The organism is Corynebacterium sp. HMSC074C04 (genome assembly GCF_001838295.1).
GTDB lineage: Bacteria > Actinomycetota > Actinomycetes > Mycobacteriales > Mycobacteriaceae > Corynebacterium > Corynebacterium amycolatum.
On sequence record NZ_KV836264.1, the window covers coordinates 167,103 to 182,746 of the forward strand.

At 58.7% G+C, this 15,644-nt stretch carries 15 protein-coding genes; 9 read left to right on the plus strand and 6 right to left on the minus strand.

Going from position 1 to position 15,644, the window contains the following annotated elements; translation table 11 throughout:
* Positions 1-17: 17 nt before the first annotated feature.
* Entirely contained in the window at positions 18-476 is a 459-nt protein-coding gene (locus HMPREF3011_RS00735; RefSeq protein WP_070840978.1) for a hypothetical protein, read from the plus strand.
* Between the two features lie 254 nt (positions 477-730).
* Complete coding sequence (locus tag HMPREF3011_RS00740) at positions 731-3,463, plus strand: ATP-dependent Clp protease ATP-binding subunit (RefSeq protein ID WP_038626605.1); 2,733 nt, start codon at positions 731-733, stop codon at positions 3,461-3,463.
* 126 nt (positions 3,464-3,589) lie between these two features.
* On the opposite strand, the gene HMPREF3011_RS00745 is transcribed toward HMPREF3011_RS00740, so the two are convergent.
* Positions 3,590-4,435: a hypothetical protein gene (locus HMPREF3011_RS00745; protein ID WP_038626603.1), complete on the minus strand. Its 846-nt coding sequence runs from the start codon at positions 4,433-4,435 to the stop codon at positions 3,590-3,592.
* Positions 4,435-4,995 (minus strand): hypothetical protein, encoded by a 561-nt coding sequence (locus HMPREF3011_RS00750; protein WP_038626601.1) that lies wholly within the window; start codon positions 4,993-4,995, stop codon positions 4,435-4,437. The genes HMPREF3011_RS00745 and HMPREF3011_RS00750 overlap by 1 nt, the downstream gene beginning before the upstream one ends.
* 130 nt (positions 4,996-5,125) lie before the next feature.
* Between HMPREF3011_RS00750 and HMPREF3011_RS00755 the strand changes: the two genes are divergently transcribed.
* The gene (locus tag HMPREF3011_RS00755) at positions 5,126-5,959 is read left to right on the plus strand and encodes a DUF1266 domain-containing protein (RefSeq protein WP_038626599.1); all 834 of its coding nucleotides are present in this window, start codon (positions 5,126-5,128) and stop codon (positions 5,957-5,959) included.
* Between the two features lie 334 nt (positions 5,960-6,293).
* Positions 6,294-6,470 (plus strand): hypothetical protein, encoded by a 177-nt coding sequence (locus tag HMPREF3011_RS11180; protein WP_005510144.1) that lies wholly within the window; start codon positions 6,294-6,296, stop codon positions 6,468-6,470.
* A gap of 39 nt (positions 6,471-6,509) precedes the next feature.
* On the opposite strand, the gene HMPREF3011_RS00760 is transcribed toward HMPREF3011_RS11180, so the two are convergent.
* Complete coding sequence (locus tag HMPREF3011_RS00760) at positions 6,510-7,772, minus strand: lipase family protein (RefSeq protein WP_246821371.1); 1,263 nt, start codon at positions 7,770-7,772, stop codon at positions 6,510-6,512.
* 62 nt (positions 7,773-7,834) lie between these two features.
* Positions 7,835-8,767, minus strand: coding sequence for an HhH-GPD family protein (locus tag HMPREF3011_RS00765; protein ID WP_049194046.1), 933 nt, complete (start codon positions 8,765-8,767; stop codon positions 7,835-7,837).
* A gap of 29 nt (positions 8,768-8,796) precedes the next feature.
* Between HMPREF3011_RS00765 and HMPREF3011_RS00770 the strand changes: the two genes are divergently transcribed.
* On the plus strand, positions 8,797-9,429 hold the full coding sequence (locus HMPREF3011_RS00770) for a carbonic anhydrase (RefSeq protein ID WP_038626595.1): 633 nt from the start codon (positions 8,797-8,799) through the stop codon (positions 9,427-9,429).
* 4 nt (positions 9,430-9,433) lie between these two features.
* Complete coding sequence (locus tag HMPREF3011_RS00775) at positions 9,434-10,144, plus strand: hypothetical protein (RefSeq protein WP_038626593.1); 711 nt, start codon at positions 9,434-9,436, stop codon at positions 10,142-10,144.
* Here HMPREF3011_RS00775 and radA read toward each other — a convergent pair.
* Both radA and HMPREF3011_RS00785 read right to left on the minus strand, forming a co-directional pair.
* Positions 10,141-11,700 carry a DNA repair protein RadA gene (gene radA / locus HMPREF3011_RS00780; RefSeq protein WP_049180934.1) on the minus strand — a complete coding sequence of 520 codons (1,560 nt, stop codon included), beginning with the start codon at positions 11,698-11,700 and terminating at the stop codon, positions 10,141-10,143. The genes HMPREF3011_RS00775 and radA overlap by 4 nt on opposite strands.
* Positions 11,701-11,989: 289 nt before the next feature.
* A complete protein-coding gene (locus tag HMPREF3011_RS00785) occupies positions 11,990-12,676 on the minus strand; it encodes a hypothetical protein (RefSeq protein ID WP_038626588.1) in 687 nt (228 codons plus the stop codon).
* A gap of 154 nt (positions 12,677-12,830) precedes the next feature.
* Between HMPREF3011_RS00785 and HMPREF3011_RS00790 the strand changes: the two genes are divergently transcribed.
* The 3 genes from HMPREF3011_RS00790 to HMPREF3011_RS11290 all read left to right on the plus strand — a co-directional run.
* On the plus strand, positions 12,831-13,406 hold the full coding sequence (locus HMPREF3011_RS00790; protein ID WP_038626586.1) for a CarD family transcriptional regulator: 576 nt from the start codon (positions 12,831-12,833) through the stop codon (positions 13,404-13,406).
* 139 nt (positions 13,407-13,545) lie between these two features.
* Positions 13,546-14,949: a cysteine--tRNA ligase gene (gene cysS, locus HMPREF3011_RS00795; RefSeq protein WP_038629169.1), complete on the plus strand. Its 1,404-nt coding sequence runs from the start codon at positions 13,546-13,548 to the stop codon at positions 14,947-14,949.
* Between the two features lie 57 nt (positions 14,950-15,006).
* Positions 15,007-15,644 (plus strand): TrmH family RNA methyltransferase (locus HMPREF3011_RS11290; protein WP_246821372.1); only part of this gene is annotated, 638 nt, incomplete at its 3' end.

The window sequence follows — 15,644 nt, forward strand, 5'->3', positions numbered from 1 at the left end:
AGTTTTAATCTGAGATCATGTTCACCAAGAAGATTTCCGCTGTAGCCGCCGCAATCACTGCCGCCACTGCGCTTGCTGTTGTCAATCCGTCCGTCGCCGATGCAGCTACGAACTACCCCAAGATCAACCGTGACTATGTCAGCTATTCCACAGACGGAGAAACCGTAGTCTGTGGTGGGTCGGTAAATCAGGACATGTTCCGCTGCCAGACCACAGCTAAGTGGGGTAACAAGAAGAACGCCCACAATCTGGTCACCTTTGATCTCGAGGATGCATCTGGAAGTTGGGAAGCCGGAATGAGCGGTGGAAATTGGGATGCCTCGCGCCCGCCATTCCGACTGAAGAAAGGGAAGAAGTACAGCTTCCACGGGATCGTGGTCCTGAATAAGAATGGCACCCTGTACTTCAGTTCTCCGTACCACGAGGTGCGCGGTGAAGTGACTCCGTATGAGTGGGAGATTATGGAGACTGACTGATATCCCGTGCAAATACTCCTTCTTGTCTGGCGTTTGGCTTAACGCGCAGGAGTAATTCATTCCAACATTCGTTTCCTCCCGGTGGCATTGCCGCCGGGAGCTTTTGCTGCCGTACGAGCAGTGATACCTCTCTCGACCAGGCTGTTCGCTACTGGCGTACGGCTATAGGGATTAATCTGTGTCGCGTCGCGTTTAAGCTAGGTGAAACAACCTTTATTGAATTACGGCAAAAATAGACACTTGAAAGGGCAGTGATGTTCGAGAGGTTTACGGACCGAGCACGTCGCGTTGTCGTCCTGGCACAGGATGAGGCACGCGAGCTCAATCACAATTACATCGGCACGGAGCACATCCTGCTCGGCCTGATTAGTGAAGGCGACGGTGTAGCTGCCAAGGCGCTGGAGTCCATGGGTATTTCCCTGGATGCTGTGCGCTCTGAGGTAGTCGACATTATTGGTCGTGGCTCCCAGCCGCCGAGCGGTCACGTGCCGTTTACCCCGCGTGCAAAGAAGGTGCTGGAGTACTCTCTGCGCGAGGCTCTGCAGCTGGGTCACAAGTACATCGGTACTGAGCACCTGCTGCTCGGCCTGATTCGTGAGGGCGAAGGTGTTGCTGCTCAGGTCCTGGTTAAGCTCGGCGCTGACCTGCCGCGCGTACGTCAGCAGGTTATTCAGCTGCTCAGCGGTTTCCAGGGCGATGAGTCCGATGGTTCTCCGGAGCAGCGTCCGGTCGGTGCTACTTCCGGCGCTCGTGTGCAGGAGGGTAACCACCAGTCGGGTTCGCTGGTGCTTGATCAGTTCGGTCGTAACCTGACCGTTGCTGCACGTGAGGGCAAGCTGGATCCGGTTATTGGCCGCGAGAAAGAAATCGAGCGCATTATGCAGGTTCTTTCTCGTCGCACCAAGAACAACCCTGTGCTGATTGGTGAGCCTGGTGTTGGTAAGACCGCCGTCGTGGAGGGGCTTGCACTGGACATTGTCAACGGTCGTGTGCCGGAGACGCTGAAGGATAAGCAGCTTTACTCTCTCGACCTGGGCTCGCTGGTTGCGGGTTCCCGTTACCGCGGTGACTTCGAGGAGCGTCTGAAGAAGGTGCTCAAGGAGATTAACCAGCGCGGTGACATCATCCTGTTTATTGACGAGATTCACACGCTGGTTGGTGCCGGTGCCGCCGAGGGCGCAATTGATGCAGCCTCGATTCTGAAGCCGAAGCTGGCTCGCGGTGAGCTGCAGACCATCGGTGCTACCACTTTGGATGAGTACCGTAAGCACATTGAGAAGGACGCCGCTCTTGAGCGTCGTTTCCAGCCGGTGAACGTGCCGGAGCCGAGTGTGGATCTCACTATCGAGATTCTGCGCGGTGTCCGCGATAAGTACGAGGCTCACCACCGCGTATCCATCTCGGACAAGGCTCTGGTTGCCGCAGCTACGCTCTCCGACCGCTACATCAACGACCGCTTCCTGCCGGATAAGGCCGTTGACCTGATCGATGAGGCCGGTGCTCGCATGCGCATCAAGCGCATGACTGCCCCGGCTGACCTGCAGGAGATTGACTCCAAGATCGCCGATGTGCGCCGCCAGAAGGAAGCCGCCATCGACGAGCAGGACTTTGAGAAGGCAGCTGGTCTGCGCGACAAGGAGCGCAAGCTGGGCGAAGAGCGCCGCGAGCGCGAGAAGAAGTGGCGTGCGGGCGAGTCCGACACCATCGCTGAGATTGGTGAGGAGCAGATTGCGGAGGTCCTGGCTTCCTGGACTGGCATTCCGGTGTTCAAGCTCACCGAGGAAGAGTCCTCGCGTCTGCTGCGCATGGAGGATGAGCTGCACAAGCGCATTATCGGTCAGGAAGAGGCCGTCAGTGCTGTCTCCCGCGCTATTCGTCGTACCCGCGCTGGTCTGAAGGACCCGAAGCGTCCGTCCGGTTCGTTTATCTTCGCCGGCCCGTCCGGTGTTGGTAAGACCGAGCTGTCGAAGGCCCTGGCGGAGTTCCTCTTCGGTGAGGAAGACGCCCTCATTCAGATTGATATGGGTGAGTTCCACGACCGCTTCACCGCTTCGCGCCTCTTCGGTGCTCCTCCCGGATACGTCGGCTACGAAGAGGGCGGCCAGCTCACTGAGAAGGTGCGCCGTAAGCCGTTCTCCGTCGTGCTTTTCGACGAGATTGAGAAGGCCCACAAGGAGATTTACAACACCTTGCTGCAGGTCCTGGAAGACGGTCGTCTGACTGACTCTCAGGGGCGAGTGGTGGACTTCAAGAACACGGTTCTGATCTTCACCTCGAACCTGGGTACCAGCGACATTTCCAAGGCTGTTGGTATGGGCTTCTCGGGCGTCGGCGAGGCCGATGAAGACGGCAAGTACGAGCGGATGAAGGACAAGGTCCACGACGAGCTGAAGAAGCACTTCCGTCCGGAGTTCCTGAACCGTATCGACGAGATTGTGGTCTTCAAGCAGCTGAGCCAGGCCGAGATTGTTCAGATGGTCGACCTCATGCTGGCCCGCGTCAGCGACCAGCTCGGTGAGAAGCGCATCACCATGGAGATTTCCGACCGCGCCAAGAACCTGCTGGCCAAGCGTGGCTTTGATCCGGTGCTCGGTGCCCGTCCGCTGCGTCGCACCATCCAGCGCGAGATTGAGGATCAGCTCTCCGAGAAGATTCTCTACGGTGAGGTTGGTCTCGGCGAGACCGTCTTCATCGATGTCGAAGGCTGGGATGGCGAGTCCAAGGACGTCGACAAGGCGAAGTTCACCTTCACCAACAAGGGCAAGGCCGGGAACGTTGATGCCGACGGCGGTGCTCTGGGGGAGTCTGAGGAAGACAAGGACGTTCTCGGCAGCGCTGGTACCAGCGAGTCCGATATCATCACCCCGGATGTACCGGGTGACGGCGGTTCCACCGCCGCTGGAACCGACCTAGAGTCCGGTTCGGACTCCGATGACGACGGCCACAACCCGCCACCGGCTGGTGCGGGTGCTGGCCAGCCGCTCTAAGAGGTTTAGCCGCTAGCAGTACCAACGAACACTGCCGCCCCAGTTCCGACTCCATTATGGGAGGAGGAACTGGGGCGGCAGTGTGTCTATATGCGGTCTTTCCTAAAAGCGCGGAGAGTTGTAGTTCTACTTGGCCACGCCGAGGTCGACCAATGCTTTCTTTGCTACTTCAGGGTCATCATTTTTGATCATGTACTCAACGATTCCCTGGTCCTCTGGGAGGATTTCCGCAACTGTGATGAGGGACTCCACTCGCTGCGCCTTGAATGTGGAACCGCGCGTTGATTCTGCCGGAATCTCAACGGCATCCAAGACGGGCTTGCCGTCACGAACGGCGGCGGTGGCGGCAGGGTCATCGGTGAAGACTACGTAACCAACGTCGGGTGCCTTCGTAGTATCCACGGAACAGTTGGTACCCATTGCCTGTGGGGCGGGGGCACTATCCGCACCATAGTAGCTAAACACCACTTCATAGTCTGTGCAGGCCCGCACGAAACTAGCAATCGGTTCGGGTGCGTGGTCGGCAGGGGTGAGGCCGCCAGCGGTATCCCCACCAGTGGCACCGGTAGCTCCACCGTTGGAAGCGCCGGGATTGGCAGGTGCTTCAGCGGCGGACTGTGCGGGAGCAGCGGACTCGTCTGACTTGTCACTAAAGAGCGCGTCTTTAGCTGCAACGTAGGCAATCGCTAGCACCACGATGCCCGCTATCACTAAGGGGAGGAGTAATAGCTGCTTCTTTACACTGAGACCTTTCGATGCGCCGCTGGTCTGAGCACCTGTCGTGCCCGCGCTGGAGTTTGACCTGGAGGTAGCAGTCGTATTTGCCGGAGATGCTCCAGTTTCTAGTAATGAGCCATGCTTGATGTAATGGCGATAGCCATTTTCCGCAATAGCCAGGTTTTGCTCGATGTGTGATGTGTCTTCTGCCCCATTAAAGCGGTCGGGCGAACCCGGGTATGCAAGTCGAATCATTATTCAGTCCACCACCGTGAATCAATGTCGGAATACAGGGAGCGCATCGCCCCTGCAAGCTCTTCCAAACTATTGCGATTGAGACGGTGCTTGTTTTCTTTCCATCGCTCAAAAAGCTCCGTCGACGACACTGCACGCGAGGCCTCCGTTCGTGCCTCTCGGCCTGCGGTCAGGGCCCACTGGGCAGCAAATTGCACACGTTTCGCAGCTTTTTCTGTGAAACCGCTCCACACTTTATATGTGTTGTAGAGCTGGGCCACGACGGCCCAGCCACCCTTGTAAGGCAGAACGATTACATTGGCGAGGTTGTCGAGTTCAAGGAACTCGAATTGAGACGGATCTTTCTTGTTGGCGGTCACGAGAATTCTTCGGTTGGTGACGAACGCTGCGCCATCGACTCCACTGGTTTTTGTAGCGGCGGCCTCGAGCACAATCTCGTCGACACCAAGACCTTCTACAACAGCGACGGCGGCAGTGCGCACAATCCCGGAATTACCGGCACGTTCAAGTGCGGCACCGAGATCTGGCCGGTCGGTCAATGCAATCTGGGATCCTGTCATGCACACGAGACTAGCAACACAATAAAAACCGCGCCTGACGTTCAGTACTATGACATAACTCACCCCAGGTGTGGGGTGGTGCGTGAAGTAACACTGACTCAACCCCGAAACCTCGGTACTTTGTGAGGATATGAGCCCTACATTCACCCCAGCAAAGTTTGATGATTCTTCGCTTTACAGGTTTGCCAAGTTCCCGTGGCCGGAACCGGCGCCGAGCAAAGATGAAGTGCGCCGCCACTCGTGGGGAATGACGTACAAGCACAATAAGGCGTTTGCGACCCCGCTAGGGGTTGAGAACATCAACGCAAGGGCGGTCAAGTACTACAAAGCATCTCTCGAGCAAAACTGGGGGGTCACCGGTGCCCAGGAAGCGCATCAGGTTATTGATGCCCTGCTTGAGGGCAACCAGCATGTGGAAAATGACCTGCTTTTACCGCTCGCATATGCAGTGAAGGACATCTCTGAGAACGAGCTCGAGGCAGAGATGGAGGAGCGGATCGAGTTTCTGAAAGACTTCTTTGTTGTCCAAGGCGTGGATCCGCGTGGTGCAGAACATAAGTTCCGCTACCTCGTACGGATGTTGCGCTCCGAAAACTTTGCCAAAGCAGCAGCCCCGGCATTGCCCGCCACTACTCGCGCATGGGACATAATCCGAATTCACAGCGTTGGTGGTGCGGCAACGGAGCTGGGATGGATCTCTCCAGAAGAGTTCCTTCAGATTTCCGATAAGGCCGTGGCGGCGTTGCAGCGCTACTTCGTGTCGTGGGCTGACGTAGCCGCAAGCTTCTGGTGGGGACGAATGATCTGGGCGAGTGATGGTGAGCCCGACGTTGCCGCTGCGATGAAAGACCAATCGCAACGGCTCACCGAGTTGCTCGCACACAGTGATTCACCTTGGGTTCGCGTGCCCTTGCATGACATCGTGGCCGAGGAACCATTCTCATCCTTAGACGGTCTGCACTAACTAGCTGTCGTCATTGTTCGGGATGCCGTGGCAGCGGCCGGTTTCATGAGCTCATTAGAATCGGTCACAAATAACGGATTGAGGCATCTATGGCGCAGGAACGGCGAGTTCAAGGGGCATCTGCAAGGCGAAGTTACCTTCACCAATATGGGGCAAGGTCGGTAACGTTGATGCCGATGGGCGGTGCCTTGGCCGATTCTGAGGAAGATGACGGGCGTTCTCGGCAGTGCTGACGGTATCCTGAGCGTTTGGATCTGGCGACATCAAAGCTACTGTCGATCAGGCCACTGCCGAGGCAGAGACCGAATCTGATAACTCCGAGGGAGAGAACTAAATGGGGATCCAATTTCGCAAGAAGCAGAACCTGGACAAGGACACGTGGCTGAACTACTCGGGTTCGGGAGTCTCTGGTTCGAAGCGTATCGGTCCGGTGACCATTAACAGCCGTGGCGGTTACACCGTCCGACTGGGCAAGGGCTTGACCTTCCGTGGTCGCTGGAAGAAAAAGTAGCTGTACTTGCTAGATGGAGGAAAGCGGCGGTTGTCGCCGCTAGTACCCCATTTTCTGATTCACCCACGCAAGCATCTCTTCGTGGGTGAGCACGTAGGCAAGGCCGTGCGTCCCATCACCGAGGTCAGTATCGACCTCCACGTAGGTGATGTCGGAGCCGGCCTTTTGCCATTTCTGCACAAGTTCGCGTGCCGACGTCACGGGTAGCACATCATCCAATGCGTTATGGGTAACGAATACGGGCATACTGGGAGTCTTTGTCCCCAGAGCTTGTTCTTCCACGTGGCGCCGAACGACGGGGGAGAGCTCCGGCGAGCGCAGATTTTCCGCTATTCCTAAGTCGTTGGCCGTGAATGCCTTGGTGTCATTGCGGGGCCAACGTTCGACAGTGGCGCCAATGCATTCATCGGCCGTGAGCTTCAGGAAATCCTGCCCCAGCGGGCTCAGCATGCGCTCGATCGGTTCTTTTGTCTCTGGGTACTCTGCAATCAAGCCGTTCATGAAGTAACCGACGAGCCCCGCCAGCGCCGAGCCGCGAATATGCAGTGCAGTGTCGGTGAGATCGGCCGGAATAGCCCCGGCGTAAACAGCGCGGATGTTCAGCTCCGAGGCGTACGCATCGGCTAGCTCGGCGGCTGCAGCGGTGGCGCCTCCGCCCTGTGAGTAGCCGAACAGCGCAATGGGAGTATCTGCAGGTAGTTGTAAAGTCTCAATAGCCGCTCGCGCCATATCGAGCGTGTTATTCCCGGCAATCTCACGGTTGAGATACGGATGTACCCCAGGCGTGCCGAGCCCCTGGTAATCCACAATGGCAACATTCCATCCCGGTGCCAGCAGCTGAGGTGCCGGAGGCGTCGGAGGCGCTTCGTAACGCAGGGCGACCGAACTGGCACAGTTATCAGCCATGCCGAGAGTTCCAGGTGCAATTACTGCCAGTGGGCGCGGGGATTTCTCTGACCATCGGGCGTAGGGCTGCAAAATCGTGCCGGACACGGCTGTCTGGCGGTGGTCGCGTGCACCTGTGGAGGAAAACACGACCCGCTGTGCGCGTGCGGGCGTATTGACCGGAAATGGCGTCTTCGTAATTACCTGCCCCGGAGGCAATCGCTTCACCGTAGAAGAGTCAGAATCCGAAGAACCGAAGCCAGTCGCTCCTAGACCATCCACCGCCGAGCAACCACCGAGCGTTCCCACGCTAGAGCCCAGAAGAGCAACTCCAAGCACTGTGCTCAGCGCAATTCTGCGCTTACTAGCCCCAAAGAGACAGCGCTGGCGCTGAGGTCGATGGGGCGTGGCATTCATGTGTCTAATTCTAGGCAACGCACTTGTTCGAATCTGGTCTTTACCGGAGCATTGCCTCGGCTTTAACGGGGCAACTGGAAGCGGCCATCGGAGGTTTGCTCCGCAAGTCCGTCGTCAAGCAGGGAAAACAGTGCGCGGGAACGCTGATGCGCATCATCCCAGACCGCATCCAGAGCGGCCTGTTCGACGGGGGAGTCGGCGGCGCGGAGCACGTCGAGAAGCAAGCCCCGGACTTGACGGTCGGTGCCTTCGAACTTCTGCACACGCCGTTTAGCAGCGGCGATTTCGTGGTCTTCGGGTTCGGGGCGACCGGCGGCAATCCATGCGCAACTGGTGGCGATGGGGCAGACCTCGCACTCGGGTGTCGTTCGACAGACGGTAGCGCCGAGTTCCATGAGTGCGACGGAAGTCTCGGCCGCAGTCGTGGGGTCGAGTGGTAGGAACTCTTCGACGAGCGTCATGTCGGCGCGTTTGGCGATGCCGGGTAGGTACGTGCCCTGACGGTGTCGCCGGAGTACGCGGCGCACGTTGATGTCCACCACCGGCGTACGCACGCCAAAGGCAAACGCCGCTACTGCCCGAGCGGTGTAGTCTCCTACCCCCGGAAGGGCTAACAGTGTGTTCACGTCGCTTGGTACTTCGCCGTCGTGCTTTTCGACGATCTTTTCTGCGCATTCACGCAGCCGGAGTGCACGTCGGGGGTAGCCGAGTTTTCCCCACATACGTAGGACTTCATCCTTGGGCGCGACTGCCAAATCGGCTGGGGTGGGCCATTTTTCCAGCCAGGCGCGCCAGGAGGGGATGACGCGGGCGACGGGAGTCTGTTGACTCATCACTTCGCTGACGAGCACAGCCCATGGTGAAGTGCCTTCTTCGCGCCAGGGAAGTGGCCGCATGTTGGTGCGATACCAATCACGTAAGGCGGCATCGACGTGTTCGTCGAAGTCGTCGGATTGGTTAATTGCAGAGGTCAATCTACATTCTCGCTTTCCCATAAACAGCAGAGTCGTTGCACAATATAGCTATGAGCAATTCTGAGAGGACTCCTGAGAGTGTATGGCAATCGATGGTGCGCGGAAACCTCCGCTTCTGCGAGAGCAAGACTGCGCATCCTCGCCAGGACTTGGTTCGTCGTAAGCAGCTGACGCAGGGGCAGAAGCCGAAGGCCGTTGTGCTGGCTTGCTCGGATTCCCGCGCTCCGGTGGAGATTATTTTCGATCAGGGCTTGGGCGATGTATTTGTAATCCGTACTGCCGGTGAGATTACTGACCTGTCGGTGCTGGCTTCGCTGGAATTCGCAGTTGATGGTCTTGGAGTTCCGCTGGTGATTGTTCTCGGTCACGAGTCCTGCGGCGCTGTGGCTGCGGCGAAGAATGCACTGGATGGTGGCGAACTGCCGGGTGGTTTCCAGCGTGTGCTGATTGAAAAGGTCACCCCGTCGCTGCTGGCGGCTCGCAAGGATGGCGAGACTGAAATCGACGAATTTGAGCGTCGCCACGTGCGCGAGATTGTTAATCACATTATTGATCGCTCTCCGGAGATTTCGTCGCGACTGGAGACCGGCGAGGTAGGCGTTGTCGGTATGCGGTACCGCTTGGAGGACGGACGCGCTGAGACCGTCGTTACCCATGGAGTCAGCGAGAACCCGCTAACCTAAATGTGTGACCAATAAGCTGCCTCCAGAAATCTACCGGCGTCGGCGTATCGCCGCGGCGGTGTTGCTCGTTATCATCCTCGTTCTCCTGGGCTGGGGTATTTCCGCACTGGTAAACCGGGACAGCGAGGATTCTGAACCGGTGAATGTCACCAGGGATGACGGGAAAGAGGTGACTCCTCCGGAACAGCCCAAGGAACCTTACGCGCCTAAGTCTGACAAGGACTCGGAGAACGACAAGTCTGACAAGGACGCCAAGAAGGGCGACAAGGAAGGCGAAGACTCCGCGAAGGATGACGCTCAGGCGGCGCTTGCGAGCAAAAAGGACTGTACCCTTGCAGATCTGCAGGTGACGGCCACCTCGGATCAGCCGAACTACGGCGATGAGCAGCCGACTCTGGCGATTACCGTCCACAATCCCACCGGCGGTGAATGCCGCGTGAACCTTGATGAGCAGCAGTTGCGCTTCGAGGTGTACGACCTGGCAACGTATGAGCGAGTCTGGTCGGATGTGGATTGCAATGACTCCGAAGGCCACGGTGAACTGGTATTGGCACCGGGCGAGGAAGTCAACTATGCCGCCACCTGGTCGCGTCTGACCTCGGCGCCGAACAAGTGCTCCGAAGAAGACCGGGTCCCAGTTCCCTCCGGGTCGTACATCTTCTACGGCGTGATTGGTGACAACAACTCTGACGCCTACACGTTCAACATGCGCTAGCGCTTAGCTCCTAACCCAAGCTCAATGGCCTCGGCAACGGTGGCTGCTTCCAGCAGCTGCATCCCTGCCGGGCCTTTTGCGCCTCTGGGCACAATTGCCGTGTCGAAGCCCATTCGATGAGCTTCCTTAAGGCGCCACTCCAAATCGGTCACTCGCCGCACTTCGCCGGCCAACCCCAGTTCGCCGAGTGCAATGGTTTTGTCCTGGAAGGTCCGCTTAGTCATGGATGAGGCCAGTGCCAGCGCAATCGCCAGGTCCGCGGCAGGCTCCGACAGCGTCATTCCGCCGACGGTGGACACGTACATCTCCATGCGGGCCAACTGCTTGAAGTTACCGTGTTCAGTCAGCACGGCCGCGACCATCGGCACGCGCCTCGGGTCGAGACCAGAGACATTGCGTCGTGGATTATGTGCCTCGGTGTTGATTACCAGGCCCTGCACCTCCGCCAGCAGCGGTCTGCGGCCATCCATGGCCACGGTAATTGCAGTTCCCGAGGTCGGTGTTCGGTGATGCAAAAACAGCCCCGAGGGATCCTCAACTTCCGCAATACCGCCCGCGGTCTGCTCGAAGCAGCCCACCTCATCGGTGCTGCCGAAGCGGTTTTTCAGACCCCGCAAGAAGCGTAGCCCCGAGTGTCTATCGCCTTCGAAGTTGAGTACCACATCAACGAGGTGTTCCATCGTGCGCGGGCCGGCCACATTGCCGTCCTTGGTCACGTGCCCTACCAAGAAAATCGCAGTCCCGGTCTCCTTTGCCAACGCCGCCAGGGCAGAGGTTACGGCGCGGGCCTGAGCAACGCCACCGCGAGCACCTTCGACGTCGGCACGCATCGTCTGCACGGAGTCCACAATGAGCAGACCGGGGGAGAGCTCTAGCGTCAGATCGATGACGTCCTCGATATTCGACACCGCCGACAGGTACAGCGAGTCCGACAGCGCGCCAGTGCGCTCGGCACGCAGTCGCACCTGACCGACCGACTCCTCACCTGTGACGTAAAGTGTCGGCCCCAAATCGCCGTCCGCGCAGCGATAGGCCACTTCAAGCAGCAACGTCGACTTACCAACCCCCGGCTCGCCGGCCAAGAGCACCAACGAACCCGGCACAATACCCGAACCGAGCACCCGATCCAGCTCACCGATGCCCGTGCGCACCGCGTGCGCAGCTTTGGCGGAAATCCCGGTAATGGCCGTCAGCTCAGAAGAAGAAGTGGGGATTCGATCTGTTGCGGATGTCTCGGCGAGGAAACGTTCCTCCGCATCGTCGTCAAGCGCGCGCTGTGCTAAACGCTGGCTCTCAGCCGCGACGGAAGTGGAAGATGCTTTACGACGGTCACCTCGCGTGCCGGGCTCCGTTGTGGCAGCACTCCGGCGACGTTGCTTGGCTGCCCGGGTGGCGATTTTGTCCTCAAGGGTGGAGCCGGACTTCCCTCTGCTGGAGCGGATAGTGACCTTCTCCAGTGTGCCCCACTCTTTGCAGTTGGGACATTGACCAACCCATTTCGACACCTGCCAACCGCATGCCGAGCATTCGTAGGCTTCGTCTTTGGTCTTGGCCACGGTGCAACCGCCTTTGCTTCAAACGAGGGGGCGACAGACCCGACAACGTTTGGTGCGGGATGTGCGGGAAATGTCGCTAAAAAATTGCCCCAGATACGCGAGAACGGGCCAGGGCAGAGTCAATGACATGTGTCAAGGACTGACTGTACCGCCGTGGCCCGTATCAAGCGACCAATCGCCCATGCCCGCTCGATGAAGCTCCTCGCGTTATTTGCGGGACAGGACTGCGCTGTACCAGCGCTAATAGTGCGCTGCGCGTGAACAGCGCAGGAACCGCGCCGTGCTGCGCTTACTTGGATTCAATCATGCCGTCAGCACCGCGGTTCGGTGCGCCAGCTTCCAGAATGTCAGCGGAGATGGTGATGTCCAGGTCGTAGGTGTTGGTCTGGCCCTGTGGGTCAGTGAACTCGAAGGTGGCCTCGCGGTTCTGGCCGGCAGCGCTGCTCTTGTCGCCAACCAGGGTGCTCGGGTCCAGCTCATTGGTGTAGTACGCGATGCAGCCGGTGTTGTCCTTAGCGGTCTTAGCCAGCGGATCGATGACGGACTTCGGGCCGGCAACGATCTGGCACTCACGCGGTAGGGAGTTCTCGCCCTTGGCAGCCTTAGCGAAGGAAGGAGTCTCAGCGACCTTCTTCAGCTCAACCTCGCCGATACCTTCAACGGTGACGGACTTCAGCGTGTAGACTGACTCGGCAGCGCGCTGCTGGTTGCTGGCGGAGAACTTCAGACCAGCGGTACCAGCCTCCGGGTCAACCAGGATGTGAGCGTCGCGGATGTTGACGAAGCCAAGAGCCGAGTTGGTGTTCTCAGCACCCTTGCCGGCAGCATCTTCGCCGCCGTTCATCGCACCGTCGACAGCCGGGTGCTGATTTGCGGTCTGCGAAATCTGACCGGCGCCACAAGCAGCAAGTGCAACTGCAGATGCTGCGGAGACGGTGACGAGGGCGCTGCGGCGAAGTACGGACTTGAAGGCCATGACTAGATTTCCTCCAGTAGCTTGAGGATGGGCGATAGGATTTTCAGTATTTAAAGAACACCTTAGTGTCTTCCTAAGATGTTCTCATACTACCCGTAAAATCATGGGGGGACATGATAGGGTGGAAGGCCGTTGGAAAGGGCGTGTGCATTACATGGAATTCAGCATTGGCGATACCGTAGTTTATCCGCACCACGGAGCTGCGAAAATCGAAAACATCATTGAACGAGAGCTTAACGGTGAGACCGTTCAGTACCTCGTACTGCAAATTCTGCAGAGTGATCTGAATATCCAGGTTCCCGCCAAGAATGCCGAGTTGGTTGGCGTCCGCGACGTTGTCGGTGAAGAGGGGCTGCTAAAGGTCTTCTCCGTTCTGCGTGAGACCGATGTGGAAGAGGCCGGCAACTGGTCCCGCCGCTACAAGGCCAACCAGGAACGACTGGGTTCGGGCGATATTAACAAGGTCGCTGAGGTAGTCCGTGACCTGTGGCGCCGCGATCAGGACCGCGGTCTGTCCGCCGGTGAAAAGCGTATGTTGAGCAAGGCTCGCCAGGTTCTCGTCGGTGAGCTCGCGCTTGCCGACGGCGTTGATGAGGCCAAGGTCGAGGAAGTCTTTGCCCGCGTCGATGCCACTATCGAACGTCACCGCACACTGGCACAGGAAGGTGCCGCTGGTGAGAAGAAGGATGAAGCCGACGATAAGCCGGTGGACCTGGACGCAGACGCATAAGTCGTTTCCCTTCCCCGGTTCCTTCCAGTAGGGATTTTCTGCACTTTTCCGGTTAACGGCTAGCGCACACACATTGCCCGTGTGCGCTAGCCGTTTTCTCTTTTTCACCCGTATCTATTTCCCCGCTATGCTCGGGGCTGTGACTTTTCAAATCTTCGATACCGCAACCCGCCAACTGAAGGATTTTGAGCCTCTCCGCGAGGGGCATGCCTCCATTTACCTGTGCGGTGCGACCCCGCAGGCTCAGCCGCACATTGGCCATGTTCGTTCCGGCGTGGCCTTTGATATCTTGCGCCGTTGGTTGATTGCCAAGGGGTATGACGTCGCGTTTGTGCGTAACGTCACCGATATCGATGACAAGATCTTGAATAAGGCCGCCGAGCACGGCCGCCCTTGGTGGGAGTGGGTCTCCCGCTTTGAGCGCGAATTTACCTGGGCCTACAACCAGCTCGGCGTTCTTCCGCCGAGCGTTGAGCCGCGCGCTACCGGACATGTCACTCAGATGGTGGAGTACATGCAGCGTCTGATGGATAACGGCTTCGCCTACGCTGTCGATGGCAGCGTCTATTTCGACGTGGACGCCTGGTCCAAGGCTGAAGGCAGCGACTACGGTAGCCTGTCCGGCAACCGCGTTGAGGAGATGGAGCAGGGCGAGACCAATACTCCGGGCAAGCGTGGCGCGCACGATTTTGCGCTGTGGAAGGCCGCCAAGCCGGGCGAGCCCTCCTGGCCGACGCCGTGGGGCAATGGGCGTCCGGGCTGGCACCTGGAGTGCTCGGCCATGGCCACCTACTACTTGGGTTCGGAGTTCGACATCCACTGTGGCGGTCTCGACCTGCAGTTCCCGCATCATGAAAACGAGATTGCGCAGTCGCACGCAGCTGGCGACGGCTTTGCCCGCTACTGGATGCACAATCACTGGGTCACCATGTCCGGTGAAAAGATGTCGAAGTCGCTCGGCAACGTTTTGTCTGTGCCGCACATTTTGACCATGGTTCGTCCGGTTGAGCTGCGTTACTACCTCGGCAGTGCGCACTACCGCTCCGTGCTGGAGTACTCCGAGGAGGCTCTGCAGGAAGCGGCAGCGGGCTACCGTCGTATCGAGGCGTTTATGCACCGTGCCGTCGATAAGCTCGGCGATATCGAAATCGGTGAGTGGACGCCGGCGTTCGAAGCAGCGCTCGACGACGACCTCGCTGTCCCGCGCGCGCTCGCAGAAATCCACAACGCTGTTCGTGGAGGCAATCAGGCGCTTGCCGACGGCGACGAGACCAAGGCCAAGGAGATTGCCGGTGCTGTCCGCGCTATGGCCGCAGTCCTTGGATTCGATCCGCTGAATGAGCAGTGGGCAACCTCCGATTCCGGTTCTGATGCAGCAATGCATGCGCTCGGTGTGCTGGTTGAGCACCAGTTGGAGGAACGCACCCGGGCTCGTGCAGAGAAGGACTGGGCTACGGCTGATGCTGTGCGCGACCGCCTGAAGGAAGCGGGTATCGAGGTAACTGATACCGCGGATGGTCCAGCATGGTCTGTCGCTGACTAGGGCTGAAAAGCTGGCTTTAGGCTAAAGAAAACTATTAACAACAGGAAGCAGGTAGCTATGGCAGGCAACGGTCGTCGTGGTGCAGTGCGCAAGGCAAGCAAGAAGAACGTTGGCGGCTCCGGTGGCCAAAAGCGTGGCTTGCGTGGCAAGGGGCCGACCCCGAAAGCAGAGGACCGCGTTTATCACGCAGCTCATAAGCGGGCGAAAGAGAAGCGCCGCCGTGACTCGGGGCGTCATGAGCGCAAGGGGGATGGCACCGAGCTGGTAGTTGGCCGTAACCCGGTCGTGGAGTGCCTGCATGCAAAGGTGCCAGCGGCCGCGCTGATTGTGGCGCTGGGTACCGACAATGACGAGCGCCTGCAGGAGTCAGTGCGTATTGCTAACTCCCGTGGTATCCCGATTCGCGAGGTACCCCGCCACGAGTTGGACACCATGACCGGCAACACCATGCACCAGGGTATCGGCCTGCAGATTCCGCCGTACAAGTACGCATCTGTCGAAGATCTGATTGATTCTGTGGCCAAGACCGGTGAGCCGGGCCTTATCGTCTGCCTGGATAACATCACTGATCCGCGTAACCTGGGTGCGGTCATTCGCTCGGTGGCGGCCTTTGGTGGTCACGGTGTGGTGATTCCGGAGCGTCGCTCGGCTGCCATTACGGGCGTCGCCTGGCGTACCTCTGCTGGTACTGCTGC

Bases quoted from the DNA above. Each gene is read 5' to 3' on its own strand.
- HMPREF3011_RS00790 (WP_038626586.1), top strand. From the start codon at position 12,831: ATGGAATTCAGCATTGGCGATACCGTAGTTTATCCGCACCACGGAGCT.
- HMPREF3011_RS11180 (WP_005510144.1), top strand. From the start codon at position 6,294: ATGGGGATCCAATTTCGCAAGAAGCAGAACCTGGACAAGGACACGTGG.
- HMPREF3011_RS00750 (WP_038626601.1), bottom strand. From the start codon at position 4,995: ATGACAGGATCCCAGATTGCATTGACCGACCGGCCAGATCTCGGTGCC.
- HMPREF3011_RS00745 (WP_038626603.1), bottom strand. From the start codon at position 4,435: ATGATTCGACTTGCATACCCGGGTTCGCCCGACCGCTTTAATGGGGCA.
- HMPREF3011_RS00755 (WP_038626599.1), top strand. From the start codon at position 5,126: ATGAGCCCTACATTCACCCCAGCAAAGTTTGATGATTCTTCGCTTTAC.
- HMPREF3011_RS00740 (WP_038626605.1), top strand. From the start codon at position 731: ATGTTCGAGAGGTTTACGGACCGAGCACGTCGCGTTGTCGTCCTGGCA.
- HMPREF3011_RS00765 (WP_049194046.1), bottom strand. From the start codon at position 8,767: ATGGGAAAGCGAGAATGTAGATTGACCTCTGCAATTAACCAATCCGAC.
- HMPREF3011_RS00760 (WP_246821371.1), bottom strand. From the start codon at position 7,772: ATGAATGCCACGCCCCATCGACCTCAGCGCCAGCGCTGTCTCTTTGGG.
- HMPREF3011_RS00770 (WP_038626595.1), top strand. From the start codon at position 8,797: ATGAGCAATTCTGAGAGGACTCCTGAGAGTGTATGGCAATCGATGGTG.
- HMPREF3011_RS00735 (WP_070840978.1), top strand. From the start codon at position 18: ATGTTCACCAAGAAGATTTCCGCTGTAGCCGCCGCAATCACTGCCGCC.
- HMPREF3011_RS00785 (WP_038626588.1), bottom strand. From the start codon at position 12,676: ATGGCCTTCAAGTCCGTACTTCGCCGCAGCGCCCTCGTCACCGTCTCC.